Here is a 26,675-nt window from a genome sequence, read left to right as displayed (position 1 = left end):
CTGCAGTACCGGCCCGACACCCTCGACGGCTTCATAGCCGGCACCGGCCTGACCCTCGACACCCCAACCTCACCCTGACCAGCCGAAGTCAGTAAGTGTCTCGCTGAGCCAGGCGTGCAGGATGTGCAGCGGGCCACGCCGCAGACCGGCCTCCTCTGAGGCTCAGTCGACAGCGTCGTGACTGGCGTCCGTACCGTCGATTCCGACGATGACCGGGTATCTCGTGGCCTGCTCCACTGAAGTCCGGGCTTCCGCGACGAGTCGAGCACCCATCGGCTGAGATCGAGCGCCATGAGGGATCTCCTTTTCATGGGGTACGCGGAACCGGTGAATCTCCGATGCTGACCGGTCCGTTGCCGGTCCGGCCGGTCAGCCCAGCCCCGGGTTGCCACCTTGCTGCGGACCATCTTCGAACAGCCCGACGCGGACCCGGTACGCAAGCAGATGGCCACCGTCATCGCCGCTCTCGACGAGCGATCCCCCAAGGCCGCAGATCACTTGGAGCGCGCCCGTGAGGACCTGCTGGCTTTAGCCACGTTCCCCCGAACGGTCTGGAAGTCGATCTGGTCGAACAACCCGCAGGAGCGATTGAACAAGGAGATCCGCCGTCGCACCGACGTCGTCGGGATCTTCCCCGACCGCACTCACCGCCTCGCCTGAAACTGGATCACCGAGTGGCCGTCGACACACCACTTCCCGCGGACGTGACCGTCTGCCGCGGCCGTTTCCAGGGACTTTCGACAGGAAATGATCTTCCGGGGGTTCTCCGCTGGCAGGGTGTTGCGAGGCCTGGAGTGGCCAGTTCGTCTCTGTCCTATCACCTCAACTGCCCGGCGTGGTCGGCGCGCCCCTGATCAACGGTCCGGATCCAGAGCACGCGCCGGCGGCTGCGGGGTGCTCCCGATCGCGCCTCCTGCGCTCGCGCAGCAGGATGGAAGGAGTGACCGCGTGAGGAGGTCGAGATGGCCGGCGAACTACTCCATCGACGTGGGCACTGGTGGCCTTCGTTCCGGGCGCCGCTCGAGGACGTTCCCATGAAGTGCCGCCTCTCTCCGAAAGACCTGGGAGAGCATCCACGGACGATCGAGATCACAACCGCCGTGTCACCGCTATGAACGCACCTGAAGCGCCCGGTCCGCTTGCAGCGGGTAGCAGCGGGAGGAACCCACTGTCGGAGACCATGCCTTCGATCCTCACCCTGACAGTGAACCCCACCGTCGACATCTGCTGCGAGGTCGACCGCTTGGCGGACATCGGCAAAACCCGCGCCCGGATCAGGTTCGTGGCCGCCGGCGGCGGAGGAATCAACGTCGCCCGGGGCGTGGCGCGGCTCGGGGGCCGAGCGACCGCCGTCCACACCGCCGGCCGCGAGGTCGGCCAGCGCCTGAACCGGTTACTGGACGAGGAAGGGGTCGACCACCTCGCTCTCGGGATCGCGGGTGAGACCCGCGAAGCATTCGTGCTATTCGAAACCGAGTCACGCCGCAGCTTTCACATCGTGCCGCCAGGCCCGCGGCTGGAGAACGACGAGGGAAGGCTTCTCCTGGACGCACTGGACCAAGCAGCCGGCAGTCACCCGTACGTCGTGGCCAGCGGCAGTCTGCCCCGCGGCCTGCCCGATGCTTTCTATGCGACTGTCGCCCGCCGGGTCGAAGGTGCCGGGTCCCGGCTGGTGCTGGACACCTCGGGACGGGCCCTGCGCGAGTCGCTGCACGAGAGCGTCTTTCTGCGGAGGTGCAACAATCACGAGGCCTCCTGCCTCGTAGGCCGGGCCGTCCGGAGCTTCGACGACGCCCGCGCCGTCAACGATTACCTACTCGCCGCAGGAGCGACTGAGATCGCCGTTACCACCCTCGGCGAACTGGGCGCGCTCTGTTCCACCAGCCACGGCCACAGCGAGTTGCGAGCCCCGCCATTGCCCGGAGAGCCGCTCAGCGACGCCGGGGCCGGAGACGCCATGGTGGCTGCACTCACGTTTCGGCTAGCTGCAGGCGACGATCCCGTCGAGGCTTGTGTCCTCGGGGTGGCCGTGGCCGCCGCATCGGTGCTCACCCCCGACACCGAACCGTTCGATCGAGAGGTGGCCGAGGCCCTCTACCCCGCGGTGCGGGTAAGACCTCAAGCCGGTTCATGACCGTATGGCTTCCGTGGCCGGACGGCCAGGGAAGCCATATCCGTGATGGCCGCCTCGCGCACCGTGCTGATGCCGGGGGGGGGAGCGGTGCGGCACAGAAGGTCTGTTGTGCGTGAAGAGGCTGGGCCGGTGACACCGGCTCGTCCTAGGCGCCGCGGTAGAGCCGCTCCGGGTCGACCAGGATCAGCTCGCCGCGGGCTTCGGCGGCGCGCAGGCGGTGACTGAAGCCGGCCGCGCTGTAGAGGGCGGGCCGGGCACGGCTGACGTCCTCGCCCCGTTCGGCAAGTTCGGCGACGACCTGCTGGATCTCGTGGAGGTGGTGCAGATCCATCTCCTCGTTGCAGCACGCCAGACCGACCGAGAGCAGCGTCCCCGGGTGGCCGTGGGCCTCACCGCGCACCACCACGTCGGCGTCGAGCGGCGCCTGCCCAGGGGCCGCCAGGAGGGAGCCGGGAGAGGCCGTGGCCGGAGCCGCGCCGAAAGTGTCCCCGGCAGCGAAGCCGACCGCCCGTTCCCGGCACACCTGGGCGAAGCGTTGTTCCAGGACGGACGAGTCGAAGACCGGGCGGACGGCGCGCCACACCTCTGGGGCCGCCGCCTGCCGTTCGAGTGCGCTGCGGTGGGGCCGGATGACGGCGTGGTCGAAGGCGAGCAGTGGCTCGGCGATGCGGTAGCGCGTCACACCGGGGCGGAAGGCGTCCGGCGTGCCCTCGACGAAGCCGCAGTCTGCCAGCAGCGTCAGGATGTTCGGTACGTCGGTTGCGGGGCGCTGCAGGCAGTCGGCGATGGCGCCGGGTGCCGCGCAACCGTCGGTGGTGGCGGCCAGGGTGGAGTGGCACAGGGCGCGGTCCCAGCCGTCCGGCTCCCGCTCGATCAGGTGGCCTACCTTCCAGAACAGGGGCAGCCGGGGGTTGAGGACGGTCTGGCACACCCGTGCGTCGAAGTCGTGCCGGTCCGCGGGTGTGTCCTCGCCCGCCGGGTCGTGGCGGAAGGCCGGGATCGAACCGACGACAGCGTGGACATGCAGAGCGAAGGAGGGGTCGTCGATGTTCCACAGCTGGGCGCCCTGCCGGAAGTCGAGCCGCCGGATCTCGATCTGGAAGTCGGCCGTCGCCGGAGCGCCGGCGAGCAGCCGGTGCATGACCCGCATGGAGCTGCCGCACACGACCACTCTCGCCCGGTTCGGCCGGTCCGCGTCGCGCAGACGTCGGCAGGCGCTGTTGACGGCGGCCGGCAGTGCGGGCTCTGCTGTACGAGTTCGGGGAACCCGTCGATGACGACCGGAAGCGGCCGGTCCGTCGCCAGGGCCAGCAGGATGTCGAGTGCGTCGCCACCGCCCCGCCAGCGGGGCGGTGGGCCTTCGCCGGTATGGCGGGCGAGCTGGTCGGCAAGCCGGCGCAGCGATTTTGCCTCGGCGGCCTCCTGGGCACCGAAGTGGAAGCCGCCGGTGGTGCGGGCCAGTTCCTGCAAGAGAACCGACTTGCCCTGGCCGTGGGGTCCGGTCACCATGCCAATGGATGGCCCGGGCCGGAGATCGCTCGTGAAGCCGGCGAGCGCGTCCCACTCGTCCTCGCGGTCGAAAAGCGTCTTGGGCCGGTCGACGGTCGTGACGGCGGATCGCACGAGCGGGCCCGCCCATTCCTCGGCTGCAGCCTTCAGACCCAGTACCCGGCCGTGACGGTTGCTTCCCGAACGGCGGGGCCCGTTCCAGGACCGGTTGGCGTCGCTCAGTGGTGGGGCGCCGGATGTGGGCCGATCATGCCGCGCATCGCCGACTGCCCGGGGGGCGACGTGGCTGTCGTCGAATTCGTAGCTCAGGGTTTGGCGGACGGCGACTACACCGTCCAGTGAGCGGTACATTCCCTCAACGATGGGGATGAGGCCCTTGCGTTCGACCGTGCCAGTCAAGGTGACGACGCCGTCGTCGACCGAGATCCGGACGGCGTCGACCGGGAGCCACAGCGTGTTGAGCAGGACGGCGTGGGTGATCTCCGCGCGGATCGAGGCGTCGTCGCGGAGGACGGGCTGGAGCAGGTCGCTGCGGCTGACGGTGCCGATCAGCCGGCCTTCGTCGTCGACCACGGGTAGTCGCTTCAGCTTCTTGCGGTGCATCGCCCGGGCGGCCTCCACCAGGGTCCAGTCGGCGCGCGCGGTGATGACCGGGCTGGTCATCATGTCCTCGGCGAGCTCCGGCTCGGCGCGGTATCGCTGCTGCGGGGGACCCAGCGGGTGATCGAGTAGCCCTCCTCCAGGAGGCTGGCTTCCTTCCGCATCAGATCGGCCTCGGACACGATGCCGACCGGGTGGTTCTCGCTGTCGATGACCGGCACGGCGGTGATGTCGTTGCGGTGGAACATTCCGGCGATCTCCTTGAAGATGACCTCGGGGCGGGCGACGACGATGTCCTGGGTCATCACGGCCTGGACGGTGCTGTGCTGCATGGCCTCCCCTCCGGTGCGGGTTCGTGAGCGCGCCGGTTCACGCGGACGCGGCGTGGGGTTCGGGCGGCACGCCGACGGGGAGGTGGGCGTGGTGGATGACCTCGGTGCTGGTCAAGCCGAGCGCGAGCGGCCCCAGACGCCGGCACCACGGGTACCCAGCAGGAGCAGGCTCGCGTCCGACAGAACCTGGGCGGGGCGCCCACGCTCGCAGTGCACCTCGACCTCGACGAAGGGCTCGCCGACCTGCCGGCGCAGCTCTTCGACGGAGTCCGTGACCTCACGCGCCACGATGTCGTGCAGATGCGGTGGCAGCTCTCCGCTCGTGCGGGGCCAGGCGGATCTCTCCAGGCCTGACTGTACGGCGTGGCCGGAGCCGTAGGCGGACACGGCGCGCAGAGCGACGCCGCGCCGTTGTGCTTCTTGGAGGGCGAAGAGTATGGCCCGGCGGGCGGATTCCGAGCCGTCCGTGCCGACGACGACCGGGCCGGGGGATCCGTGTGCGGGACTGGTGCTCATGGAGGTCTCCGGCAAGGTCGGGTGCTCCGCCGTCAGCCGCCGGGCGGTCCAGGCCACTGGCGGATGACGGCGGTGAGAGTGCGCGCTGACCGCCGTCAGGTCTCCATCAGCCCACCCGCCCGGCTGCCCCGGGGCCGGAACGGTGCTGCGCGCGACTGGCCGGTCTGCGAGGCCTGACTGCGGGCGGGCGCCTGGCGGGTGAAAACGTCCTGCCCGACCGTAGTGGCCTCCCACATGTCGTTCGGGCTCGTGGAGGTCGTGAGCAGCCAGCTCGCGCAGATCCGCTCGCTGGCTTCGAAGTACTGTCCGCTCCAGCTGGTCACGCAGGCTGCGTCGCCCTGCTCGTTTTGCCACACGACGGTCCAGCCGACCGTCGCTCCGCACCCGGTCTTCGCGGGCGGGTCATAGCGCCCGACGAGCGGGTGCTGCCCAGACGCGTGGCCTGTCACCGACGTGTACGTCCCGCTGATGTCCGCGGACGGGCTTGCCACCAGCCGCATGTGCGACCCGAGTTCGTTGTACCAGTCTCCGGCGATAGTCATGGGCTTTCCTCCTGGGGCCATTCCCCCGCGTGTGGTCGGGGCGCGAACACGGTGCCGTGCGCTCCCACTCCTTGTCTCCAGGATCGGGGGCGGCGGCCGTGGCCGCACCGTGTGCTGTGTTCGGCGCGGGAACCGGGCGGCCTGATGAGGAACCGCGTCACAATGCACTGTTCCGCTATCTCAGCGCAGTCGCCTCCACCGCGGATTCGCAGCTTCAAGAGGGGCGCTCCGGTTTGACAGAGGTGGCACCTTCGCCGGAATCGGATGCTGAACTTCCCACCCGGAGGGTCAGGGTGAGAGAGGTCAAGAGCACCCCTGCCGTTCGTCGACCTCGTCAGGACTCTTTCACGAGAACACCTCAGTGCCGTACCCGTCGTCGACGCCGACGACCGCGTCCTCGGTGTGGTGTCGGCGTCCGACCTGCTGGCCAAGGCTGCAGTGGAAACCGCTTCAGGCCCGCACGGTCCGATCAACAGACTCCGCGAGCACCGCCTGTACGAGAGGAGCAGGGGCGAAACTGCAGCCACCCTGATGGCGTCCCCCGCGGTCACCGTCCTCCCCGGCTCGCCGGTGTCGGACGCAGCCTGGATCGCAGCCTGATCCCGTCTGAAGCGCCTGCCAGTGATCGATACCAGGGGCGAGGGATGAACCTGCTGACCGCTCTCGTACGTGACTTCGCGAGGAGATCCGGTCTCGCATCATCACCCTCGTCAAGGGCAACCCGGACAACTCTCGGGTCGCGAAACTTGTCCATGAGATCTGGGAACTCGAGGACGTGGTCGGTGTGGTCGACGACATCACCGCAACATGACTCCAAGCCGTCACCGTCTTCCAGCGCTTTCATCCGCCGTGAGCGCCGTCACGCGATTGTGGTCGGATGTCTGCGGCCTGATTAAAAGCCGCTCGGGCACCGGAACCAATGCCGTGGCGCGTGAGCACTGGCCGCTAACGGGTCACCTGGCGTTCCGAGTCATGGGCGGACGGTTCGGCGACCACCGGGATTGGGCGGACATCGACGGCCGGGCCGAACGGGTGACCTCGTCCCTCGTGCCACTCGCGGACGAGGGGCGGGCAGCTGAGCGCGGTCAGCTGGGCGGCCGGACGATCACCACGGGGCAGGAAGCGTGCATCGCGCATCGCGTGCTCACCGAGCCGAGCAGGGCACGGGCGAAGGTCCCGTGGCCGCGGCTGCCGACGACCAGGAGGTCGGCACCGGTGGCCGCTTCCAGCAGGACGTCGGCCGCATTGCCGCGCACCAGGCGTTCGCGTACTTCGACCGGCCGGTCGTCCCCGAGCGCACCGGCGATCTCCTGGTCGAACCGTCGGCGTGCCGTCTCCGCCTCGAGCGTGGGGTCGACCACGGTCGGGCCCGCGAAGAGCGGAGTGGCCTCCCACGCACCCACCACATCCACTGTCGCGCCCATCAGGGAGGCCTGTTGCACCGCCCACCGCAGCGCGGCCTGTGACGAGGGTGAGCCGTCGATGCCCACCACGACACGGGCGGTCGAATCGTTCCCGGTCACGCGCAACCACCTCACTTCGTTTCGGTCACCTCCCACGCTGCGCTCCTCCCACCCGGTCCGCCAGCGAAGCCCTCGGGAGGTCATGGGGGCGGGGTCGCCGGGCCACAGCACTCGGCCATCACCTTTGGGCCGCTCGGCCCTGCCACCCTCGTGCCGTGCGCGTCTACGGTACGAATAGAGCACGGCAATCAGTGGGCCACCCATGATCACCGGTGGAGGAGCCATGGCATCCGCCAGCAGACGCCGTCCGATCGTCCTCGGTGTCGACGCCCGAGGCCCCGGTCAGCTCGCGACACCCTGGGCCGCCGACGAGGCCGATCGGCGAAGACTGCCGTTGCTGTTGGTCCATGCCGTTCCCCAGCTGACCACAGACCTGCGCGGCTTCGAGAAGCGCTACCGCGAGGAACTCCACCACAACGGCGGCCAGATGCTCGACGAGGCCGCAGCCCTCGCGGGCGAGCGGCACCCCGGCCTGGAGGTCAGCAGCACCCTGGTGGACGGCAACCCGGGTCAGGTGCTGTGCAGGGAGTCGCGGCAGGCCGAGCTCGTGGTGCTCGGCTCGCGCCGGCTCTCCCGCGCAAAGGAGTTCCTCAGCGCCTACTCGGTGGCCGTCCCCGTCAGCGCCCAGGCTACCTGCCCGGTGATCGTCGTACGCGAACCCGAGCACATCACCCAGGAGCCGCCCTACATCGTGGTCGGAGTGGACGGCAGCCCGCCGTCGGCCGCCGCCACCGATGTCGCCTTCGACCTTGCGGCCCGGCGGGGAGCCACCCTGCAGGCCATCTGGGTGTGGCAGTCGCAACTGATCGCCCGCGTCGATGAGCACACGGCCGTCCAGACGCTGCGGCGGCTGCTGACCGAGACCACCGCCGGGCATGCCAGCAGGTACCCCGATGTCGAACTGACCCACGAGGTGATCCGCGGCCACCCCGTGGAGGAACTTACCAAGGCATCGAAACACGCCCTCGCCGTGGTGGTCGGGCGTCGCGGGCACGGCGGATTCACCGGCATGCGACTGGGCTCCGTGCCGCACGGCCTCCTGCAGCACGCCCCATGCCCGATCGTCACCGTGCCCCTGCCGGCCGGCCACCCGGGCGCATGAGGTCCGACGGTCCGGGCAGCCTGCGCCAGGCCGTGGCCGAGCAGTTCGACCACGATGCCCCTGACCCTCGCGAGCCGGTCGCCCTTCTCTTCCGGGACCTGCGCACCTCAAGCCAGGGTCTGCCGCAACGCGAAGCGGCCCGTCGCCAGGCCGTGTACGGCCCCAACACCCTGGCCCGGCGCGGCGGTCGGCGATGGCCGCGCGAGCTCGTACAGCAATTCACGCACCCGCTAGCCCTGCTCCTTTCGCTCGCGGCGGTCCTCGCCGCTGTCAGCGGGGCACCCGCGCTCGCCGTGGCGATCGTGGCCGTGATCCTGCTGAACGCCGCGCTCGCCTTCGCACAGGAGCAGCAGGCCGAGAGGGCGGTGGAGGCGCTTGCCGCATTCCTGCCGGAACAGGCGACCGTGATCCGCGAGGGGATACGACGGGAGGTGGCAGCCACCTCGCTGGTCCCCGGGGACGTGTTGGTGGTCGAGGAGGGCGAGCGGATCTCCGCCGACGCGCGGCTGCTGTCCGGCGGCGTGGAGGTGGACCTATCGGCACTGACGGGTGAGTCGGTGCCGGTGTTCCGCTCGGCAGAGCTCGTGGATGTCGAGGGATCCTTGCTGGACGCCCGCGACCTGCTGTTCTCGGGGACGGCCTGCACCGGTGGGCAGGCCCAGGCGGTGGTCACCGCCACCGGGATGCACACCGAGCTGGGCAGGATCGCGGCGCTGAGCCAGCGCACCCGGCGCGAGGAGAGCCCGCTGGAGCACCAGGTCAAGCGGGCTGCCCGGCTGATCGCGCTGGTGGCGGTCGGAGTGGGACTGGCCTTCCTGCCGATCGGCCTCGCCGCCGGGCTGTCGCTCGCCGCTGCGGTGAGCTTCGCGATCGGGCTGCTCGTCGCCAACGTGCCCGAGGGCCTGCTCCCGACCATCACCCTGTCGCTGGCCTCGGGTGTCCGCGACCTGGCCCGGCGCGGAGCCGTGGTCAAGCGCCTCTCCGCCGTCGAGACCCTCGGCTCCACCTCGGTCGTCTGCACCGACAAGACGGGAACCCTGACCGAGAACCGGATGCTCGCCACGGCCGTCTGGACGCCCCACGGCGAGAGCGCCGTCGACCGCCCGGCAGAACCACCGCCAGAGGTCCGGCTGCTCGCCGCGGCGGCAGCAGCCTGCACCACGGCCCACCCGGACGCCGGCCACGGCGACCCCACCGAACTTGCCCTGCTCGATCTCGCCGACCGGCTCGGCGTGCCGTGCCTGCCTGAACAGCGCGACCTCGACCGGCAGGCGCTGTTCCGGTTCGATCCCCGCATCAAACTGATGACGACCGCGGACGCCGAGGACGGCTCAGCCGTCCTGCACACCAAGGGTGCACCCGAGGAAGTCCTCGCCCGCACCGACCTGCTCCTCGACCACGGTTCGCAGCGGCCTCTCACGCCGACCGACCGGACAGAGGTGGTCAATGCCGTCGGTACTCTCGCCGCCCGGGGCCTGCGGGTGCTCGCCGTGGCTCTGCGGCCCCTCCCGCCTGACCAAGCGCCACCCGACCGGCGTGAGGAGGCCGAGCAGAACCTCTGCCTGATCGGCCTGATCGCGATGGCCGACCCCGCCCGGCCCGAGGTCGCCGGCGCGATCGCCCTCGCTCACCGCGCCGGGATCACCGTCCACGTCGTCACCGGCGACAACGGCCTGACCGCCGCGGCCATCGCCGCCAAGGTCGGCATCGGCAACCGCGGCTCCCGGATCGTCACCGGCACCGAACTGACGGCCATGGGCGATCGGGAACTGGACGTGCTGCTCGCCCGCGGTGAAGAGGTGATCTTCGCCCGTACCTCCCCCGAGGCCAAACTCCGGATCGCGGACGCCCTGCGCGCCGAGGGCCGCACCGTCGCGATGACCGGCGACGGCGTGAACGACGCACCCGCCCTGCGGCGAGCCGACATCGGCGTCGCCATGGGCCGCTCCGGCACCGATGTCGCCCGTGAGGCCGCCACCATGGTGCTCACGGACGACAACTTCGCCACGATCATCGCGGCCGTCGAGGCCGGCCGTCGGACCTATGACAACATCCGCAAGTTCATCGTCTACATCTTCGCCCACGCCGTCCCCGAGGTCGTCCCGTTCCTGATCTTCGCCCTCGCGGGCGGCGCCATCCCGCTCCCGCTCACTGTGATGCAGATCCTCGCCGTCGACCTCGGCACCGACACCCTCCCTGCGCTCGCGCTCGGCCGCGAACGCGCCGAACCCGGCCTGATGGACCGGCCGCCTCGCCCGCGCGACGAGAAAGTGATCCAGCGTTCGATGCTGGCCCGGGCCTGGGGCTTCCTCGGTCTGATCTCGGCCTGCCTCGTGATGGGCGGTTTCCTGCTCACCCTGACCCTCGGCGGCTGGCACCCCGGCGACCCGACCGGCCCCGGCACCGCCCTGCACCTGACGTACCAGCAAGCGACCACGGTCACCTGGCTCGGCATCGTCACCTGCCAGATCGGCACCGCCTTCGCCGCCCGCACCGAGCGCGCCTCGCTGCGCTCCGTCGGGGTCCTGAGCAACCGGCAGTTGCTCGTCGGCATCGGCTTCTCGCTCGCCTTCGCCGCCACAATCGTCTACGTCCCTCTGTTGCACCACGTGTTCGGCACCGCGGCGCTCGGCCCCGCTCAACTGGCTGTCGTGGCACCCTTCCCCTTCGTCGTCTGGGGCGCCGACGAACTGCGCAGGGCTCTGGTGCGTCGCCGCAGGGCCGCTCCCGCGAGGCCTGCGGGCATCGCACCCGCCCCGGCACATGGCCCCGTCACGCTTTCGGCGCACCATCCGGTCGCCGTCCTGCTGGCACGCCACGGCTGGAGCGCCCGCCAGCTCCACCACGCGCTCGGCGTCACCGAGCATGCCGCGGAGGAGATCGTCTCCCATGCCCACCGGGTGGCCGCCGAGCACGGGCGCCTGCCACCCTCACGAGGCCGGCAGGCCCCGGGAAGCGGAACGGTCAGCCGCTACTCACGGTCCGGTCGACGGTGAGGTCCAGGAGTGGGTGGAACAGGCGATGCACGGGTCGTGGTTTCGGATGGCCCGTTCGCACACCGTGGTCAGCTCGGCGTCGGTCGGCTCCCCCGCCCTCAGGTGGTCCTGCACCCTTCGGCGGAGGTCCTCCTCGATCGCGTCCTGGTTCTGGGCGGTCGGGGGGACCAGCACCGCCTCGCTGACGGTTCCGTGCACGTCGAGGGTGTAGCGGTGGTACAGCAGGCGGCGGGGTGCTTCGTCACCCCGTGGCGGGCGAGCGCGGCCAGCCGGTCGCGGTGGGCCGGTGCCAGGGCGGTGAGGAAGCCGTGCTGCGGTGCGGTCACGACGGGTCCGCCTCCCCGGCCGTCCGGGGCCCGCCGGCCCTCCCCCGGTCGAGCGCGTGGGCCTCCTCGGTGATGTCGATGCCGACGGGGCACCACACGATGCAGCGGCCGCAGCCGACGCATCCCGAGCTGCCGAACTGGTCGAACCAGGTGCCGAGCTTGTGGGTGGCCCACTGGCGGTAGCGACTGCGCGGCGACTGCCGGACCGGGCCGGGTGGCAGGTGGGTGAAGTCGAGGTCGAAGCAGGACTCCCAGCGCCGCCAGCGCTCGGCGTGGTCACCGGTCAGGTCCGTGACGTCCTCCGCCGAGGTGCAGAAGCAGGTCGGGCAGACCATGGTGCAGTTGCCGCAGGTCAGGCAGCGGGCGGCGACGTCGTCCCAGCGCTCGGCGGTGAGGGTCTCGCGCATCAGCGCCCGCAGGTCCACCGGTGGCATGCTGCGGCCCATCCGGTCCGCGGCGTCCGCGACCCGGTCGCGGGCGGCGGCCTCGGTCCCGGCATCGGCGGGGCGCCGCGGGAGCTCGGCCAGCACCGACGCGCCCTCCTCGCTCCCCGCGCGGACCAGGAAGCGATGGCCACCGGCGTCCACACCGGCGTCCACCACCTCGGTCAGCGCCAGGTCGTACCCCGGTCCCGCGGCCGGCCCGGTCCCCATGGACACGCAGAAGCAGGTGGCACCGGGGTCGGTGCACTCCACCGCCACCAGGAAGGCCCGTTCGCGGCGTCCCCGGTAGGACGGGTCGGTGTACCGGCCGCCGGTGAGCACCCGGTCCTGGATCGCGATGGCCCGCAGGTCGCAGGGGCGCACCCCGAGGAACGCGTACGACGGGGGCGTGCTGTCGTCCTCGGTCACCACCAGGTCACCGTCGGCGGTGCGGTCGGCGCTCCACTCCCGGACCCGGGGCGGGTGCAGGAAGGTCTTCCAGCGGCCCAGTATGGGGAGTGCGGCGGCGCCGGGTACGGACCGACCGTGCCGCTGTGGTCCAAGTGGCGCTGCCCGCTTCTCGTACGGGCACCTGCGGGACCTGGGGAACTTGGCGGCCCCGGCGGCCGCGAAGGGCCGGCCGGGTGAACACCACTGCGCGGATCACCGTGATCGGTGTCGGCAACGAGTACCGGCATGACGACGGCGTCGATTGGGCCGTCGTCACGCGGCTGTCGGAGCGCCTCCGTTTGGCCCCCTCGCCGGGCTGGGCCACCCTCATGACGCGTGCGACGGCGCCCCCGCCCGGCGCCTCTCCCACTGGGAGAGCACTGACCTCGCCATCGTCGTGAACGCAGCGCACCCCCACCCCGGGCGACCCGGCCGGGTGCCCGCCTGGAGCTGGACGGCGGGCGGCTCGCGGTGGCGGACGCCGCGACGAGCTCCCACGGGCTCGGCCTGGCCGACACCGTGGAGCTCGCCCGTGAGCTGGGCCGCCTGCCGGCCCTCCTGGTCGTCTACGCCGTGGACGGAGCCGACTGCTCCCGCGGCACGGGCCTGTCGGCGCCGGTGGAGGCCGCCGTGAATAGCCTCGCCGACGAGATCGCGGAGCAGATCGCGGACCGCCACGGCGCCATCGGCGGCGCGTGAGGCTCCGGGTGCGCCGACAGCCGTCCGGATGGGGCCCGCCCGGCCCTGTCCGAGCCACTGGGGCGGGTGGACAGTGGGAGCAGGACGAACTTCGGCGCAGGAGTGAGGACCATGCAGCACCCCACCGTCAGTGATGTGATGACCCGCGGGGTCGTCACATCACTGCCCGGCACCCCCTTCAAGGAGATCGCCGAGCTCTTCGAGCGAAACGGCATCACCGCCGTCCCGGTCGTGGACGACCGGGACCATCCACTCGGCGTGGTCTCGGAGGCGGACCTGCTCCGTAGGCAGGCGCGCCTCCCCGATCCCCAAGGCCACGCCGGCCCCCTGCAAGGGCAGCCTGACGACAGCAGTTCGACCGAGGCGGAGACCGCGGACAGCCTGATGACCAGCCCGGCCATCTGTGCGCGCCCCGGATGGAGCGTCGTCGAAGCCGCCCGGACGACGGACCGCGAGAGGATCAAGCGCCTCCCGGTCGTCGACGAGACCGAACGGCTCACCGGCATCGTCAGCCGCTCCGACCTCCTCCGGCTCTTTCTTCGAAATGACACGGCCATCCGCGAGAAGATCAGCCGTGAAATTCCGGACCGAACCCTGAACCTCGCCCCCGGCACGGTGCAGGTCACTGTCCAGGACGGTGTCGTCACCCTTTCCGGGAGAGTGGAACGGCAGGACCTGGTCCCCGTGATCGAACATCTCTGCGCCTCCATCGACGGTGTGGTCTGCGTCCACCGGATGATCGACCCGCTCCGCGACGACACCGGAGCCCGCCTGCAGCCCGGCGTCCACGAGGGCCTCGGCTCCCGTGCCCGCCACGGCTGACGGCGGTCCGGACGCCTCACACAATGTCGGCACGTGCGCATACGGCCGATGCCCCCGTGCTGGCCGAGAGAACGAGGCACGAATGGACCGCGTCGCCCCGCCAACACACTGGATCATCGTCGGCGTGGACGGCTCTCCGTCGTCCGAACAGGCACTGCGGTGGGCAGTCGCCCAGGCCGGCCTGACAGGTCACACAGTGGATGCTGTGATCCGCTGGCTTCTCCCGCCGATGTACGGCCGGGCTCCGATGTCAGTGGACCGGGAGCTCGGCCACGTCGCCGAGAAGGTACTGGACCAGGCGATCGCCCATGCCCTCGGGGATGTCCGGCCGGTCGAGGTGCGCCGGACGGCCGTGCTGGGCAACGCCGCCGAAGTGCTGGTGGAGCACTCGCAGGGAGCCGAGTTGCTCGTCGTGGGCAGCCGCGGTCACGGCGGGTTCGCCGGCGCTCTCCTGGGGTCGGTGAGCCACTACTGCGCGCAGCACGCGTCCTGCCCGGTCGTCGTGGTCCGCGACAACGCGGAGTGACCGGCCGGGCTCGGGGTGCCGATGTCACCTCCGGGGAGACGGCGGGCAGCCCCGGCGCGAGCGCGGAGACACCGCCGGGACGGACCGTCCGGCCTGCGAATGGGGCCAGTGGGCCCATGCCCGGCTGTCCGGTGCGGGGCAGCATGGAGACGGGATGGAACAACGGGACGGGGCCGACGCCTGCGCGGCGGTCCGGCGCGCCGACCGAGAGGGATGGACCGGCCATGACCGCCAGCGAAAGCACCGAGCAACGCCGGACCAAGCAGTGGACGCTGCACCTGCAACTGTTCGAGGAGGACGACATCACCACGGCGCACGTCGTCCTCGACACGGGTGACAACACCCTTCGCAGCCGGGGCTCCGCACGGCGCGGCCCGCACGACCCTGCCGTCCCCGAGATCGGGGACGAGTTCGCGGCCGGACGCGCCCTGGTCGACCTCGGCCACCAACTGCTGCGCGCGGGAACCACCGACGCCGCCGCATTCGACCCCGACTCGCACACGTGACACCGTGTCGGCCGTCCGCCCCTGGACGGGGGAATCGGAAGGGGGAGCTGTCCGCCATGTCCGAGCAAGCCCTGACCCTGGAACAGCTGCGGTTCCTGGCCGCCGCGGCGAGCGCGGCGCCCTCCCTGCACAACAGCCAGCCGTGGCGGTTCGCCCCGATGCCCGACTCCCCCGGCGTTCGGGTCCACAGCGACCCGGAGCGCGCCCTACCGCTGATCGATCCGGACGGCCGGGCGCTGCACATCTCGGTGGGCGCCGCCCTGTTCAACCTGCGAGTCGCCGGACTCCGGCTCGGCCGGGACCCGGAGGTGCGGCTGCTGCCCGACCCGGATGAGCCGAGGCTGGCGGCCACGGTCCGCCTCTCCGGCCCGACTCCCGCGCCGTCTCCGTACGGACGGGACCTCTACGAGGCGATCGGGCGGCGCCACTCCAGCCGCCAGCCCTTCGCCAATCGCGACGTGCCCGAGGCAGTCATCGGTGAGCTGACGGCGGCGGCTCTCGGCGAAGGCGCGGTGCTCGCATCGCTGGAGGAGGACGGGGTGCGCCGGGTGCTCGCCCTGACCGCCGACGCCGAACGCCGCACCGGAGCCGACCTGGCGCGGATGGCCGAGACCCGGAGCTGGCTGCGCCTGGACGAGCCGGCCGAGGACGGGATTCCGTTCGCCGCCCTCGGTCCGCAGGACCACGACGCCCGGGTGCCTGTGCGTGCCTTCACCCACGGGACGCCGACCACCACCCCGTCCCAGCGCTTCGAGGCGCTGCCCCAGCTGGCCACGCTCACCACCCACGGCGACGGGCCGGCGGACTGGCTCCGCGCCGGCCAGGCCCTGCAGCGCGTCTGGCTGACGGCGACGGCCGACGGCCTGCGCGTCTCCGTCCTGCACCAGGCCGTCGAGTGGCCCGACACGCGCTGGGGCCTGCGCGACCCGGACGACGGCATCGGCCACGTCCAGCTCGTCCTGCGTCTCGGCTACGGGCCGCCCGGACCCGCCACCCCGCGCCGGCCGGTCGAGGAGATCCTCGACCTGACCGGCTACCGGCAGCCCGCCGCGCGCGGAGAGTCCGCGTGCTGACGCACTTCACCGGCGAGGAGTTCTTCCGCGACGGCCCGGCGATCCTGCGGGACATCGCGGAGGAGGTCCCCGACCGGGTGCAGGGTGCGGGCCCGCCAGTGGTCGGGGTCGAGGTCGGGCACCGCTCCATGACCCACCCGGCGCAGCGCCGGAGCAAGGAGGTTCACCATGGCAGGCACGCCTGAGCGTGGACAGACCATCGTGGTCGGCGTCGACGGCTCGCCCTCCTCCCGGGCGGCGCTGCGCTGGGCCCTGGCGCAGGCGAGGCTCGAAGGTGCCGCGGTCGAGGCCGTGACCGCGTGGGACTTCCCGCCGCTGAGCGGCTGGGGGCTGACGATCCCGGGACCGCAGATCGAGGAGGCGGCCCGCCTGACGCTCGCCGACACCGTGAGGCAGGAGCAGGACGCGGCCACGTCGCCGGTCCCGGTCCGGCAGCGGACCGAGTACGGCCACCCGGCGGACGTCCTGCTGCGGGCCGCCCACGGGGCGCATCTGCTGGTGGTCGGGACCAGGGGCCTGGGCGGTTTCACCGGCACCCTGCTCGGATCGGTGAGCCGGCACTGCGTGGAACACGCGCCCTGTCCCGTGGTCGTCGTGCGCACCACTGGCACCTGACGGACGGAGCACCGTGGACGGACCGATCGTCGTCGGATTCGACGGATCACCGGAGAGCCTGGCCGCTGCCGACTGGGCGGCCCGCGAGGCCCTGCGGTGCCGGCTGCCCCTGGAATTGGTGCAGGCCTGGCCGTGGACGCAGCCCCACGTCCTCGGGAGCGAGGAGGCCGAGCGGTGGGGCCGGCAGCGGCTGGCCGAGCGGGAGACCGGACTCCGGGCGGCGCTGCCGGGGATCGAGGTGCGTGCCGTCCATGTTCCGGACGCCGCACCCGCCGTGCTGGAGGCCGCCGGGAGGGCGGCGACGATGCTGGTGCTCGGCTCGCGCGGCCTCGGCCCGTTCCGGGGGTTCCTGATCGGCTCGGTGAGCCAGGAGGTGCTCGGCCGGGCCGGCTGCCCGGTGGTGCTGGTGCGCGCGGACGACACCGCGCCGGCCGAGCACCTCCCGGCGGCCGGCGGGGAACCTTCGGCCGTTACCCCGCTTCGGGAGGTCGTCCTCGGACTGGACCTCCGCCACCGCTGCGACGAGCCGGTGGCGTTCGCCTTCCGGAGCGCCGCGCTGCGGTCGGCACCGCTGCGGGTCGTGCACGCCTGGGCTCCGCCGCACGGCAGCGAGCACCTGGCCGCGGTGGCGGCCCGCTCCCTGGCAAGGGATCTGTCTGCGGTAGAACGCCGGTCGCTCGCGGACGCGTTGGGGCCCGTACGGGAACGGTACCCGCAGGTGGAAGTGGTCGGGGAGGTGACGCCGGGCAGCGCCGCCCCCACGCTCCTGGCAGCGGCCGCGCAGGCCGGGTTGTTGGTGATCGGCCGCCGCACCCGGCGTGCGTCGGCCGGCCCGCGCCTCGGCCCGGTGGCGCACGCCGCGATCCACCACGCTCCCTGCCCCGTCGCCGTCGTCCCGTACCCGGCGGGACGACCCTGACGCCCCCGACCGACGGTGTCGTGGCGCAGTGGACGGACCGAATCCGGACCCCCGAGAGGTGAGTGGTCGTGCAGGCAGTGATCGTGTACGAGAGCGTGTACGGCAACACCCGTGCCGTCGCCGAGGCGGTCGCCGACGGCCTGCGGGGTGCCCGGCCCGACGCCGTGGTGAGCTGCGTTCCGGTGGCCGGGGCTGGGCCGGACGTCATCGCCGGCGCTGACCTCCTGGTGGTCGGCGGGCCCACCCATGTGTACGGCATGAGCTCGGGGCCGAGCCGCAGGTTGGCCCGGTTCGCCGCCGCCGGGGCACCTGTGGGCGACGAGCCCCGGGTGCACGGCCCGGGAGCCGACGCCGGCCCGGGGCTGCGCACCTGGTTCCGCTCGCTCCCGCAGGCCCCGCCGGGCACCCGCGCGGCGGCCTTCGACACCCGTGCGGACATGCTGGTCAGCGGCGGGGCCGCCCAGGGGATCGCCCGCAGGCTGACCCGCCACCGCTACGACCTGGTGACCGGTCCCGAAGGATTCGTCGTCGAGAGCACCGGCGGCCCGCTGCGCGCCGGCGAGCGAGAGCGGGCCGCTGTCTGGGGCGCGTCGCTGGCCTGAGCGCGCCCCCGGGCCTCGTGGGCCCAGCATGACCGGTGGCGCGGCCGGGTCTACCCCGGCTACGCGGCAGAACTGTTCCCGGCGGGGTGCCCGTCGGGGCGGTGGCCGAGGTGGCTGGTGACCGCGACCACGCCGTCCACGCCACGGCACAGCCGCTCCACGACCGGGAGCAGGTTCCGGTGTTCGACCGTTCCGGCGAGCGTCACCCGGCCCTCGTGCACCTCGACGTCGAGCGCGTCCGGGAAGAGGCCGAGCGTCCGGGCGAGGACGTCGCCCCGGATCTCCTCACGGATCGCCCGGTCCTGGCGCAGGAAGACGCGGAGCAGGTCGCTGCGGCTCACGATGCCGACCAGACGGCCCGCCTCGTCGGTCACCGGGAGCCGCTTGAGGTGCTTGCGCTGCATGAGGCGGGCGGCCTCCACCACGGTCCACTCGGGCCGGGCGCACACGGCCGGGCGGGTCATGAGCCCCTCGGCGGTCGTGGCCCTGCTCCTGGCCCGGTCCGCGGGCGTGAGCCGCGGGGTGAGCAGCAGACCGGAAGGGTCCTCCTCGGCCGCCTGGTTGACGAGCAGATCGGCCTCGGAGACCAGGCCCAGCGGCCGGTCCTGGTCGTCGAGGACCGGGACCGCGGAGATGTCGTGCTCGGCGAGGAGTGCGGCGATCTCCTTGAAGCCGGTGTCGGGCGTCACGTGGACGACGGCGGAGGTCATCAGTTCTCCCACGATCCGGTGTCGCATCGTCGGACTTCCTTTCGGGTGGTGGGTCGGGGCGCCCCGGCGCGGGGCCGCCCGGGGGCGGAGACTCCGGGCAGATCCGAGGTGCCGTCACACCGGGTGCGGCCCGGGCACGCATCACGGCGGTGACCTCGGCACGGCTCTCGCCGGCCCTGAACGGCACGGTCCGTCCGGTGGCGACGGGGCGCTGGTGGCAGACCACCGCCTGGACGGCGGTGCCTCGGGTTCCTGTCGTGTCGGTGCCTCAACCATCCCGGTCCGGCGCGTGGTGGCGAAGGGCCGAGGGGGCCACCGTCCCGGGACCTTCAGCCCGATATCAGGCCGCCGGTCCACGGGTTCGGTGTCGAGCAGCACCGGATCGGTGCCGGTGGGCCACCGGCGTCCGGCCGGGTGTCCCGGCTGAGGACGTCGACGTTCAGGTGGAAGCCGGGTGTTCCCGGGCACGTGCTCGGTGGTCATGGCCACCGTTGCTCTCGGTGCCCTGCGGCCCCTCCCTGCCGGGAGGGTCCCGGGCGGGGTCGCCGGGTTGTCAGATCCGGTGGCCGTAGTAGGCCTGGCGCATCAGCTGCCGCATGTCGTCGAGCATCGGCAGCCGGGGGTTGGCCGGGGCGCACTGGTCCTCGTAGGCGTTCATCACCTGTTGCGGCAGGGCCGCCAGGAAGGCCGCCTCGTCCACGCCGGCCTCCTTGAAGGAGCGCGGGATGCCGACCCGGTCGCGCAGTTCCTCGACGGCGGCCGCCAGCGACTCGACGCCCTGCTCGGGGGTACCGGCGGGCAGACCGAGCGTCCGGGCGATCGCCTGGTACCGCTCGGGCGCGACGTAGTGCCGGTACTTGGGCCAGCCGGTGACCTTGGCCGGCGCCGCGCCGTTGTAGCGGATCACGTGCGGCAGCAGCAGGGCGTTGGTGCGGCCGTGGGCGAGGTGGAAGGTGGCGCCGAGGGTGTGGGCCATCGCGTGCACGACGCCGAGGAAGGCGGAGCCGAAGGCCATTCCGGCGATGGTGCCGGCATTGTGCATCTTCTCCCGGGCCTCCGGGTCGTTCGGCCCGTCGGTCACGGCCCGTTCCAGGTTCTCGAAGACCAGCCGGATGCCCTGGAGCGCCAGGCCGTCGGTGAAGTCGTTGGCGTAGACCGAGACGTAGGTCTCGATGCAGTGGGTGAGGGCGTCGAAGCCGGTGTCGGCGGTGACGTCGGCCGGCAGGTGGGTGGTCAGCGCCGGGTCGCAGATGGCGATGCTCGGGGTGAGGGCGTAGTCGGCCAGCGGGTACTTCTGGCCGGTGGCGGTGTCGGTGATGACCGCGAACGGGGTGACCTCGCTGCCGGTGCCCGAGGTGGTCGGGATGCAGACCAGCTTGGCCTTCTCGCCGAGGTCGGGGAAGGTGAAGGCGCGCTTGCGGATGTCGAAGAACTTCTCCTTGAGGTCCGCGAAGTCCACCTCGGGGTGTTCGTACAGCAGCCACATCACCTTCGCGGCGTCCATCGGCGAGCCGCCGCCGAGCGCGATGATGGTGTCGGGCCGGAAGTCGCGCATCAGTTCGGCACCCTTGCGCACGGTGTCGATGCTCGGGTTCGGTTCGACGAAGTCGACCACCCGCACCTCGACCGGCTCGCGGCGGCGGTCCAGGATGCCGCGGATCCGTTCCAGGTGACCGACCTCGACCATGGTCCGGTCGGTGACGACGACGATCCGGTGGGCGCTCGGCATGCTCGCCAGGTACCTGACCGAGTTGCGCTCGAAGTAGATCTTCGGCGGGACCTTGAACCACTGCATGTTGGTGTTGCGCCGCCCGATCCGCTTGATGTTGACGAGGTTCAGCGCCGAGACGTTGCCGGCCACCGAGTTGTGGCCGTACGAGCCGCAGCCGAGTGTCAGCGAGGGGATGAAGGCGTTGTAGACGTCCCCGATCCCGCCCTGCGAGCTCGGGGCGTTCCAGATGATCCGGCAGGCCTTCACCGCGTGCCCGAACTCCTCGGCGAAGGCAGCATCCGTGGTGTGCACGGCCGCCGAGTGGCCGAGCCCGTTGAACTCAACCATGGCAGAAGCCAGTTCGATTCCGGCTCGGCGCGAGTCCGCGGTGAGCACGGCCAGTACCGGGCAGAGCTTCTCGCGGGTCAGCGGTTCGGACGGCCCGACCTCACCTGCTTCCACCAGGATCACCGAGGTGTCGGCGGGGACCGTGAAACCGGCGGCCGCGGCGATCTGCGGTGCGGAACGACCCACCACGGCAGCGTTCAGGCGGTCACCGGCGCACGTGGTCCCCTGTCCGGTACCGAACAGGTGGCGCTCCAGCAGGGCCTTCTCCTCGGCGGTGGCGAGGTGTGCCTTCAGCCGGCGGAACTCCTCGATCGCGGCGTCGCGGATCCCCGCGTCCAGGATGACGGCCTGCTCGGAGGCGCAGATCATGCCGTTGTCGAAGGACTTGGACAGCACGATGTCGTTGACCGCCTGCCGGAGGTCGGCACTCCGCTCGATGTACGCGGGCACGTTGCCCGCGCCGACTCCGAGGGCGGGTTTTCCGCACGAGTACGCGGCCCGGACCATCGCGTTGCCGCCGGTGGCGAGGATGGTGGCGACGTCCGGATGGTCCATCAGCGCCTCGGTCGCCGCCATCGACGGCTGCTCGATCCACTGGATGCAAGCCGCGGGTGCTCCGGCCGCCACCGCGGCGTCCCGCACGATCCGGGCGGCCTCCGCCGAGCAGCGCTGCGCCGCGGGGTGGAAGGCGAACACGATCGGGTTGCGGGTCTTCAGCGCCAGCAGGCACTTGAAGATGGTGGTGGAGGTGGGGTTGGTGACCGGGGTGATGCCGGCGACCACGCCGACCGGCTCGGCGATCTCCACGATCCCGTCGATCTCGTCCCGGCGCACCACCCCGACGGTCTTCGTGCGGGCCATGACGTGGGTGACGTTCTCGCAGGCGAAGACGTTCTTGACGGCCTTGTCCTCGAACAGGCCGCGCCCGGTCTCCTCGACCGCCAGCGCCGCCAGTGCGGTGTGCCGTGCCAGCGCCGCCAGGGACGCCTTCTTGACGATGTGGTCGACCTGCTCCTGGGTGAAGGAGGCGTACTGCTGAAGGGCGGTCAGCGCGTCGGCCACCAGCCGGTCCACGGCGGCGAGGGCCGGCTCGGCGGCGGACGGAGCGCCGGGCCCGGTGCGCGAGGTGTGCGCGGATTCGGTGCTGTGCGCGGTCTGCGGGCGGCGGGGCATGGTGGACCACCTTTCGGGTCGTCGTCCGGGATCGGGGCTTCTGCGGCTGTCCTTGTCGCCCCGTCACACAGCCTCCTCCGCCGTGTCGCGCCCGGGGCCCTGCCGGTCGGGGCAGGGCTTCGGGCCGAAGGTCCCCCGTTCGCAGGGTGGTTGGTCCCGGCGGGCGTCAGTCGTGCGGCACCACGGCGACCGGGCAGGCGGCGTGGTGCAGGACGGCATGGGCGACCGCACCCAGGCGGGGCGGGGACATCGGGTGCCTCGGTGCACGTCGTCCCAGCACGACCAGGGAAGCCGAGCCCGAGGCCGACAGGACCGCCTCGGCCGCGCCGCGGCCGACGACCTCCGCTCGGGTGCGGACCTCGGGGAACTTCTCCCGCCAGCGGCTCAGCGCGTCCTGGAGGTGCACCAGCCGGTCGGCGGCCAGTGATTCCTTGATCGCCGGCGGCTCCAGCGGAGCCTCCGTGGCGTACGGCCCTGCGGGCGGCGTCCAGGCCTCCACCGCCCACAGGACGGTCCCACGCCGGGCCGCCTGCTCGAAGGCGAAGGCGAGCGGCGCGTCGCAGGGCCGGTCGCCCTGCACGCCCAGCACGACCTCACCCACGGTCCCGTCGGCGCCGTCCGGGACGAGCACGACCGGGCACCGGGCGTGCCCGGCCGTGCGGAGCCCGACGGAGCCGACCAGCACGCCGGCGACCCCGCCGAGCCCTCGAGAGCCGAGGACGAGCAGGCCCGCCCGCTCCCCCGCGGCCGCCAGCGCGTAGGAGGGGCTTCCGGTGATCCGCTCACAGGTGATCTCCAGGTCCGGCAGCGCGGCCGCGATCCGGTCCCGGATCCCGGCCACGGCCTCGGGGAGGCGGGCCCCCGGTGCGCCCGGCGGTCCGGGTGCGACGCTGTCCTCGTCCACGACGTGGACCATCCGCAGGGCCCGGCCGCTCCGGCGGGCCTCCCTTGCGGCCCAGCGGGCGGCGGCCTCGCTCTGCGCCGATCCGTCCAGTCCCACCACTATGGCTTGGTTCATGGCTGTGACCTCCGTTGTTGTGACCGTTGTCGTGACCGGCCGCGGCGCGGGTGCGCGCGGCCGCTGTGCTGCGGGACCGTCCTCGGGTGCCCACCTGTGCGGCGGCCGTTCGGAAGGTCCAGGCACCGGGGAGTCAGGCGCCCGGCACCAGGGCGACCGGGCAGGCCGCGTGGTGCAGGACGGCATGGGCGACCGGGCCGAGGCGCCCGCCCGGGGCGGACGGGCGGCGCCCGAGGACCAGCAGCCGGGCCTTGGCCGAGGCCTCGACCAGCAGCAGCCCGGCGCCGGACGGCTCGGTGTCCGCGCGGACCTCGACATCGGGGTGCGCGGCCTGCCACGGTGCGAGGACCGCGGCGAGCAGTGCGGCCTCCCCCTCCCGTTCGCCGGTCCGCCCGGGCCGCCCGGCAGCCGGGAAGGCGTGCAGGACGCGCAGCGGCAGGTCGTGTCTGCGGGCTGCGTCGAAGGCGAAGTCGAGCGCCGCGCCGTGCGGACGGCGGGCATCGACGGCGACGGCGACCTGGTCCCGTAGGCCCGAGTCCGGCGCCTCGGTCGGGAGCAGCACTGTCGGGCAGGCCGCCCTCGCGGCGACGTGCAGGGCGGTCGATCCGATCCGCAGTCCGGGAAAGCCTCCGTCCCCGCGCGCTGCCAGGACCAGCACTTCGGCGTCCTCCCCGGCGGCCACCAGTGCGGTGGTGGCGATGTCGTGGACCTCCTCGGTGCGGGCGCGCACCAGTGGATACCGCACGGCGAGGACGTGCCGCACCTCCTGGAGGAGGGTGCTCCCGTCCAGTGGCGACCTGCTGGTCCCGGTGGGCAGCAGGTGCGGCATCAGGGGCAGCGCGTGCAGCACACGCAGGGGACGGTCGCGCAGGGCCGCCTCCGTGGCGGCCCAGTCGGCGGCCGCGAGACTGGCTGCGGAGGTGTCCACTCCGACGGCGACGGGCAGGTCCATGCTGCTCAGCTCCTCGTGGTGGGGCCGGTGCGGTGTCAGGCGTCCCAGGTCCAGTCGGTGACCTCGGGCAGGTCGGTGCCGTGCTCGCGGATCCAGGCGTGGTGCCGGGTGCGGATGTCGGCCATCTGCTGGCGAAGGGCGGCGGCGCGGACGGAGAGGCCGGGTGTGCGGTCGATGACGTCCATCACCAGGCGGTAGCGGTCGAGGTCGTTGCGGACCACCATGTCGAAGGGTGTGGTGGTGGTGCCGGACTCCTTGTAGCCGCGTACGTGCAGCTGCGGGTGGACGGTCCGGCGGTAGGCGAGGCGGTGGATCAGCCACGGGTAGCCGTGGTAGGCGAAGATCACCGGCTTGTCCCGGGTGAACAGGGCGTCGAACTCGTGGTCGGGCATGCCGTGCGGGTGCTCCTCGGTCGGCATCAGCCGGGCCAGGTCCACCACGTTGACCACCCGGACCGCGACCTCGGGCAGGTGACGGCGCAGCAGAGCGGCGGCTGCGAGCACCTCCTGGGTGGGGACGTCGCCGGCGCAGGCGAGAACCACATCCGGTTCGCGGCGGCCGTCGTCCGTGCCGGCCCACTCCCAGATGCCCGCACCTCGGGCGCAGTGGGCGCGGGCGTCGTCCAGGGAGAGCCAGTCGAAGCAGGGTTGCTTGCCGGCCACCACGACGTTGACGTAGTCCCGGCTGCGCAGGACGTGGTCGGCGACGGCGAGCAGGGTGTTGGCGTCCGGCGGGAGGTACACCCGCACGGCTTCGGGGCTCTTGCTGAGGACGTGGTCGACGAAGCCGGGGTCCTGGTGCGAGAAGCCGTTGTGGTCCTGGCGCCAGACATGCGAGGTCAGCAGGTAGTTGAGGGAGGCGATCGGGGCCCGCCACGGGATCTGCCGGGTGGTGCGCAGCCACTTGATGTGCTGGTTCACCATCGAGTCGACGATGTGGACGAAGGCCTCGTAGCAGGAGAACAGGCCGTGGCGGCCGGTCAACAGGTAGCCCTCCAGCCAGCCCTGGCAGGTGTGTTCGGAGAGGATCTCCATCACGCGGCCGTCGCGGGAGAGGTGTTCGTCGGTGGGCCGGGTGTCCGCCTGCCAGGCTTTGCCGGTGGCGTCGTACACCGCCTGCAGCCGGTTGGAGGCGGTCTCGTCCGGGCCGACCAGCCGGAAGTCCCGGCGCCCGGCGGTGTCGGCCATGACCTGCGCGAGCAGGTCGCCGAGCACCCGGGTGGGCTCGTGCAGGGTCAGACCGGGCTTGTCGACCGGCACGGCGTACCGTTCCAGGGCGGGCAACGGCAGGTCGCGCAGCAGCAGGCCACCGTTGGCGCGTGGGTTGGCGCCCAGTCGGCGGTGCCCGTCGGGGACGTGGGCGAGCACCTGCTCGGTGGGCCGGCCGTGCTCGTCGAAGAGCTCCTCGGGCCGGTAGGAGCGCAGCCAGGCCTCCAGCTGGGCGAGGTGCTCGGGGTTGTCGCGGACCGGGTCGAGCGGCACCTGGTGGGCGCGCCAGGTGCCCTCGACGGGCACTCCGTCCACCTGGGCCGGGCCGGTCCAGCCCTTGGGGGTGCGCAGCACGATCAGCGGCCAGGCCGGGCGGTCCCGGCGGCCCTCCTCCCGGGCTTCGCGCTGCGCGGCGGCGATCCGGTCCAGGGCGGTGTCGAGGGCGGCGGCCATCGCCCGGTGCACGGTCATCGGGTCATCGCCGCCGACGTACAGGGGCTCGTGGCCGTAGCCGCGCAGCAGGGCATCGAGCTCGGGTTCGGGCAGGCGTGCGAGCACCGTCGGGTTGGCGATCTTGTACCCGTTGAGGTGCAGGACCGGCAGCACGGCGCCGTCGTGCACCGGGTCGAGGAACTTGTTGCCGTGCCAGGAGGCCGCCAGCGGGCCGGTCTCCGCCTCGCCGTCGCCGATGACGCAGGCGACCAGCAGGCCGGGGTTGTCGAGCGCCGCGCCGTAGGCGTGCGAGAGGGAGTACCCGAGCTCGCCGCCCTCGTGGATCGAACCCGGCGTCTCGGGGGCGACGTGGCTGGGCACGCCACCGGGGAAGGAGAACTGCCGGAACAGCTTCGCCATACCGTCGGCGTCGCGGGTGACGTCCGGGTAGGTGTCGGTGTAGCTGCCCTCCAGCCAGGAGTTGGCGAGGACCGCGGGGCCGCCGTGGCCCGGGCCCCAGATGCAGATCGCGTCCAGGTCCCGGTGCTTGACGGCGCGGTTGAGGTGGGTGTGCACCAGGTTGAGGCCGGGTGAGGTGCCCCAGTGGCCGAGCAGCCTCGGCTTGATCTGGTCGGGCGTCAGTGGCTCCCTGAGCAACGGGTTGGCGAGCAGGTAGATCTGGCCGGCCGCCAGGTAGTTGGCAGCCCGCCAGTGGGCGTCGAGTGAGCGGAGCTCCTGATCGGACGGCTCTGTGGGGGCCGGAGACGGGGTGACGGTCATGACGGTGGTCTCCTCTGACGGCTGCGGCGGCTGGCTCCGCATCCATCGTCACGCTCCGGGTGCGGCCGCGCACAGGGCCGACCGGGCCACGGCGTGGCGCGCACTCCGGGACCTGCGGCCCTGCTGGGG

Annotated in this window: 25 protein-coding genes and 3 pseudogenes; 15 read left to right on the top strand and 13 right to left on the bottom strand. The window is 72.2% G+C overall.

What is annotated here, in order from left to right; all coding sequences use genetic code 11:
* Nucleotides 1-366: 366 nt before the first annotated feature.
* Nucleotides 367-642, top strand: a pseudogene (locus ACIOFR_RS25070) (transposase); the annotation flags it as partial.
* A gap of 538 nt (nt 643-1,180) precedes the next feature.
* On the top strand, nt 1,181-2,134 hold the full coding sequence (locus ACIOFR_RS25065; protein WP_401000965.1) for a 1-phosphofructokinase family hexose kinase: 954 nt from the start codon (nt 1,181-1,183) through the stop codon (nt 2,132-2,134).
* Between the two features lie 145 nt (nt 2,135-2,279).
* Here ACIOFR_RS25065 and ACIOFR_RS25060 read toward each other — a convergent pair whose 3' ends face one another.
* Nucleotides 2,280-3,299 (bottom strand): ATP-binding protein, encoded by a 1,020-nt coding sequence (locus tag ACIOFR_RS25060; RefSeq protein WP_401000984.1) that lies wholly within the window; start codon nt 3,297-3,299, stop codon nt 2,280-2,282.
* Between the two features lie 71 nt (nt 3,300-3,370).
* On the opposite strand from ACIOFR_RS25060, the gene ACIOFR_RS25055 reads away from it, so the two are divergent.
* Nucleotides 3,371-3,985, top strand: coding sequence for a hypothetical protein (locus tag ACIOFR_RS25055; protein ID WP_401000981.1), 615 nt, complete (start codon nt 3,371-3,373; stop codon nt 3,983-3,985).
* A 21-nt stretch (nt 3,986-4,006) separates the two neighbouring features.
* Here the strand turns inward: ACIOFR_RS25055 and ACIOFR_RS25050 are convergent.
* The 4 genes and pseudogenes from ACIOFR_RS25050 to ACIOFR_RS25035 all read right to left on the bottom strand — a co-directional run.
* Nucleotides 4,007-4,306, bottom strand: a pseudogene (locus ACIOFR_RS25050) (CBS domain-containing protein); the annotation flags it as partial.
* Nucleotides 4,306-4,575, bottom strand: coding sequence for a CBS domain-containing protein (locus tag ACIOFR_RS25045; protein ID WP_401000963.1), 270 nt, complete (start codon nt 4,573-4,575; stop codon nt 4,306-4,308). The gene ACIOFR_RS25045 and the pseudogene ACIOFR_RS25050, both read right to left, overlap by 1 nt.
* A 111-nt stretch (nt 4,576-4,686) precedes the next feature.
* Nucleotides 4,687-5,091: a universal stress protein gene (locus tag ACIOFR_RS25040; protein WP_401000960.1), complete on the bottom strand. Its 405-nt coding sequence runs from the start codon at nt 5,089-5,091 to the stop codon at nt 4,687-4,689.
* A gap of 95 nt (nt 5,092-5,186) precedes the next feature.
* Nucleotides 5,187-5,633, bottom strand: a complete 447-nt coding sequence (locus ACIOFR_RS25035; protein ID WP_401000958.1) for an avidin/streptavidin family protein — start codon at nt 5,631-5,633, stop codon at nt 5,187-5,189.
* Between the two features lie 315 nt (nt 5,634-5,948).
* Between ACIOFR_RS25035 and ACIOFR_RS25030 the strand changes: the two genes are divergently transcribed.
* Entirely contained in the window at nt 5,949-6,233 is a 285-nt protein-coding gene (locus tag ACIOFR_RS25030) for a CBS domain-containing protein (protein ID WP_401000979.1), read from the top strand.
* A 485-nt stretch (nt 6,234-6,718) separates the two neighbouring features.
* Here ACIOFR_RS25030 and ACIOFR_RS25025 read toward each other — a convergent pair whose 3' ends face one another.
* Nucleotides 6,719-7,156 carry a universal stress protein gene (locus tag ACIOFR_RS25025; protein ID WP_401000956.1) on the bottom strand — a complete coding sequence of 146 codons (438 nt, stop codon included), beginning with the start codon at nt 7,154-7,156 and terminating at the stop codon, nt 6,719-6,721.
* A gap of 223 nt (nt 7,157-7,379) precedes the next feature.
* Here ACIOFR_RS25025 and ACIOFR_RS25020 point away from each other — a divergent pair, with 223 nt between their 5' ends.
* Together ACIOFR_RS25020 and ACIOFR_RS25015 are read left to right on the top strand one after the other, a co-directional pair.
* Nucleotides 7,380-8,258: a universal stress protein gene (locus ACIOFR_RS25020; RefSeq protein WP_401000954.1), complete on the top strand. Its 879-nt coding sequence runs from the start codon at nt 7,380-7,382 to the stop codon at nt 8,256-8,258.
* Nucleotides 8,255-11,254 (top strand): cation-translocating P-type ATPase, encoded by a 3,000-nt coding sequence (locus ACIOFR_RS25015; protein ID WP_401000951.1) that lies wholly within the window; start codon nt 8,255-8,257, stop codon nt 11,252-11,254. Before ACIOFR_RS25020 ends, ACIOFR_RS25015 begins: the two co-directional genes overlap by 4 nt.
* Here the strand turns inward: ACIOFR_RS25015 and ACIOFR_RS25010 are convergent.
* Together ACIOFR_RS25010 and ACIOFR_RS25005 are read right to left on the bottom strand one after the other, a co-directional pair.
* Nucleotides 11,234-11,452, bottom strand: coding sequence for a hypothetical protein (locus ACIOFR_RS25010; RefSeq protein WP_401000948.1), 219 nt, complete (start codon nt 11,450-11,452; stop codon nt 11,234-11,236). The genes ACIOFR_RS25015 and ACIOFR_RS25010 overlap by 21 nt on opposite strands.
* Before the next feature lie 124 nt (nt 11,453-11,576).
* Nucleotides 11,577-12,503, bottom strand: a pseudogene (locus ACIOFR_RS25005) (4Fe-4S dicluster domain-containing protein); the annotation flags it as partial.
* Between the two features lie 420 nt (nt 12,504-12,923).
* Here ACIOFR_RS25005 and ACIOFR_RS25000 point away from each other — a divergent pair.
* The 9 genes from ACIOFR_RS25000 to ACIOFR_RS24960 all read left to right on the top strand — a co-directional run bounded on the left by ACIOFR_RS25000 (nt 12,924) and on the right by ACIOFR_RS24960 (nt 18,214).
* Nucleotides 12,924-13,151 carry a hypothetical protein gene (locus tag ACIOFR_RS25000; protein WP_401000946.1) on the top strand — a complete coding sequence of 76 codons (228 nt, stop codon included), beginning with the start codon at nt 12,924-12,926 and terminating at the stop codon, nt 13,149-13,151.
* Between the two features lie 111 nt (nt 13,152-13,262).
* Nucleotides 13,263-13,973, top strand: coding sequence for a CBS domain-containing protein (locus tag ACIOFR_RS24995; protein WP_401000944.1), 711 nt, complete (start codon nt 13,263-13,265; stop codon nt 13,971-13,973).
* Nucleotides 13,974-14,055: 82 nt separating this feature from the next.
* Complete coding sequence (locus tag ACIOFR_RS24990; RefSeq protein ID WP_401000941.1) at nt 14,056-14,499, top strand: universal stress protein; 444 nt, start codon at nt 14,056-14,058, stop codon at nt 14,497-14,499.
* Between the two features lie 224 nt (nt 14,500-14,723).
* Nucleotides 14,724-15,005: a DUF1876 domain-containing protein gene (locus ACIOFR_RS24985; RefSeq protein WP_401000938.1), complete on the top strand. Its 282-nt coding sequence runs from the start codon at nt 14,724-14,726 to the stop codon at nt 15,003-15,005.
* A 56-nt stretch (nt 15,006-15,061) separates the two neighbouring features.
* Nucleotides 15,062-16,078, top strand: a complete 1,017-nt coding sequence (locus ACIOFR_RS24980) for an Acg family FMN-binding oxidoreductase (RefSeq protein WP_401000936.1) — start codon at nt 15,062-15,064, stop codon at nt 16,076-16,078.
* Nucleotides 16,072-16,263, top strand: a complete 192-nt coding sequence (locus ACIOFR_RS24975) for a hypothetical protein (protein WP_401000933.1) — start codon at nt 16,072-16,074, stop codon at nt 16,261-16,263. The genes ACIOFR_RS24980 and ACIOFR_RS24975 overlap by 7 nt, the downstream gene beginning before the upstream one ends.
* The gene (locus ACIOFR_RS24970; RefSeq protein ID WP_401000931.1) at nt 16,247-16,693 is read left to right on the top strand and encodes a universal stress protein; all 447 of its coding nucleotides are present in this window, start codon (nt 16,247-16,249) and stop codon (nt 16,691-16,693) included. Before ACIOFR_RS24975 ends, ACIOFR_RS24970 begins: the two co-directional genes overlap by 17 nt.
* A 13-nt stretch (nt 16,694-16,706) precedes the next feature.
* Nucleotides 16,707-17,612 carry a universal stress protein gene (locus ACIOFR_RS24965; protein WP_401000929.1) on the top strand — a complete coding sequence of 302 codons (906 nt, stop codon included), beginning with the start codon at nt 16,707-16,709 and terminating at the stop codon, nt 17,610-17,612.
* A gap of 68 nt (nt 17,613-17,680) precedes the next feature.
* Nucleotides 17,681-18,214 (top strand): flavodoxin family protein, encoded by a 534-nt coding sequence (locus tag ACIOFR_RS24960; RefSeq protein WP_401000927.1) that lies wholly within the window; start codon nt 17,681-17,683, stop codon nt 18,212-18,214.
* 59 nt (nt 18,215-18,273) lie between these two features.
* Here ACIOFR_RS24960 and ACIOFR_RS24955 read toward each other — a convergent pair whose 3' ends face one another.
* The 5 genes from ACIOFR_RS24955 to ACIOFR_RS24935 all read right to left on the bottom strand — a co-directional run bounded on the left by ACIOFR_RS24955 (nt 18,274) and on the right by ACIOFR_RS24935 (nt 26,546).
* A complete protein-coding gene (locus ACIOFR_RS24955; protein ID WP_401000925.1) occupies nt 18,274-18,951 on the bottom strand; it encodes a CBS domain-containing protein in 678 nt (225 codons plus the stop codon).
* Nucleotides 18,952-19,477: 526 nt separating this feature from the next.
* Nucleotides 19,478-22,156 (bottom strand): bifunctional acetaldehyde-CoA/alcohol dehydrogenase, encoded by a 2,679-nt coding sequence (adhE, locus tag ACIOFR_RS24950; RefSeq protein WP_401000923.1) that lies wholly within the window; start codon nt 22,154-22,156, stop codon nt 19,478-19,480.
* A gap of 166 nt (nt 22,157-22,322) precedes the next feature.
* Nucleotides 22,323-23,174 carry a universal stress protein gene (locus ACIOFR_RS24945; protein ID WP_401000920.1) on the bottom strand — a complete coding sequence of 284 codons (852 nt, stop codon included), beginning with the start codon at nt 23,172-23,174 and terminating at the stop codon, nt 22,323-22,325.
* 133 nt (nt 23,175-23,307) lie between these two features.
* Complete coding sequence (locus tag ACIOFR_RS24940; protein ID WP_401000918.1) at nt 23,308-24,126, bottom strand: universal stress protein; 819 nt, start codon at nt 24,124-24,126, stop codon at nt 23,308-23,310.
* 35 nt (nt 24,127-24,161) lie between these two features.
* A complete protein-coding gene (locus ACIOFR_RS24935; RefSeq protein ID WP_401000916.1) occupies nt 24,162-26,546 on the bottom strand; it encodes a phosphoketolase in 2,385 nt (794 codons plus the stop codon).
* Nucleotides 26,547-26,675: the final 129 nt, after the last annotated feature.

The organism is Kitasatospora sp. NPDC088346, from assembly GCF_044740765.1.
In the GTDB taxonomy this organism is placed as follows: Bacteria; Actinomycetota; Actinomycetes; order Streptomycetales; family Streptomycetaceae; genus Kitasatospora.
This window is presented reverse-complemented; position numbering and strand designations above follow the sequence as displayed.

Bases quoted from the DNA above. Each gene is read 5' to 3' on its own strand.
- ACIOFR_RS25065 (WP_401000965.1), top strand. From the start codon at position 1,181: ATGCCTTCGATCCTCACCCTGACAGTGAACCCCACCGTCGACATCTGC.
- ACIOFR_RS25045 (WP_401000963.1), bottom strand. From the start codon at position 4,575: ATGCAGCACAGCACCGTCCAGGCCGTGATGACCCAGGACATCGTCGTC.
- ACIOFR_RS25040 (WP_401000960.1), bottom strand. From the start codon at position 5,091: ATGAGCACCAGTCCCGCACACGGATCCCCCGGCCCGGTCGTCGTCGGC.
- ACIOFR_RS25035 (WP_401000958.1), bottom strand. From the start codon at position 5,633: ATGACTATCGCCGGAGACTGGTACAACGAACTCGGGTCGCACATGCGG.
- ACIOFR_RS25020 (WP_401000954.1), top strand. From the start codon at position 7,380: ATGGCATCCGCCAGCAGACGCCGTCCGATCGTCCTCGGTGTCGACGCC.
- ACIOFR_RS25015 (WP_401000951.1), top strand. From the start codon at position 8,255: ATGAGGTCCGACGGTCCGGGCAGCCTGCGCCAGGCCGTGGCCGAGCAG.
- ACIOFR_RS24995 (WP_401000944.1), top strand. From the start codon at position 13,263: ATGCAGCACCCCACCGTCAGTGATGTGATGACCCGCGGGGTCGTCACA.
- ACIOFR_RS24990 (WP_401000941.1), top strand. From the start codon at position 14,056: ATGGACCGCGTCGCCCCGCCAACACACTGGATCATCGTCGGCGTGGAC.
- ACIOFR_RS24985 (WP_401000938.1), top strand. From the start codon at position 14,724: ATGACCGCCAGCGAAAGCACCGAGCAACGCCGGACCAAGCAGTGGACG.
- ACIOFR_RS24980 (WP_401000936.1), top strand. From the start codon at position 15,062: ATGTCCGAGCAAGCCCTGACCCTGGAACAGCTGCGGTTCCTGGCCGCC.
- ACIOFR_RS24970 (WP_401000931.1), top strand. From the start codon at position 16,247: ATGGCAGGCACGCCTGAGCGTGGACAGACCATCGTGGTCGGCGTCGAC.
- ACIOFR_RS24955 (WP_401000925.1), bottom strand. From the start codon at position 18,951: ATGCGACACCGGATCGTGGGAGAACTGATGACCTCCGCCGTCGTCCAC.
- adhE (WP_401000923.1), bottom strand. From the start codon at position 22,156: ATGCCCCGCCGCCCGCAGACCGCGCACAGCACCGAATCCGCGCACACC.
- ACIOFR_RS24945 (WP_401000920.1), bottom strand. From the start codon at position 23,174: ATGAACCAAGCCATAGTGGTGGGACTGGACGGATCGGCGCAGAGCGAG.
- ACIOFR_RS24940 (WP_401000918.1), bottom strand. From the start codon at position 24,126: ATGGACCTGCCCGTCGCCGTCGGAGTGGACACCTCCGCAGCCAGTCTC.
- ACIOFR_RS24935 (WP_401000916.1), bottom strand. From the start codon at position 26,546: ATGACCGTCACCCCGTCTCCGGCCCCCACAGAGCCGTCCGATCAGGAG.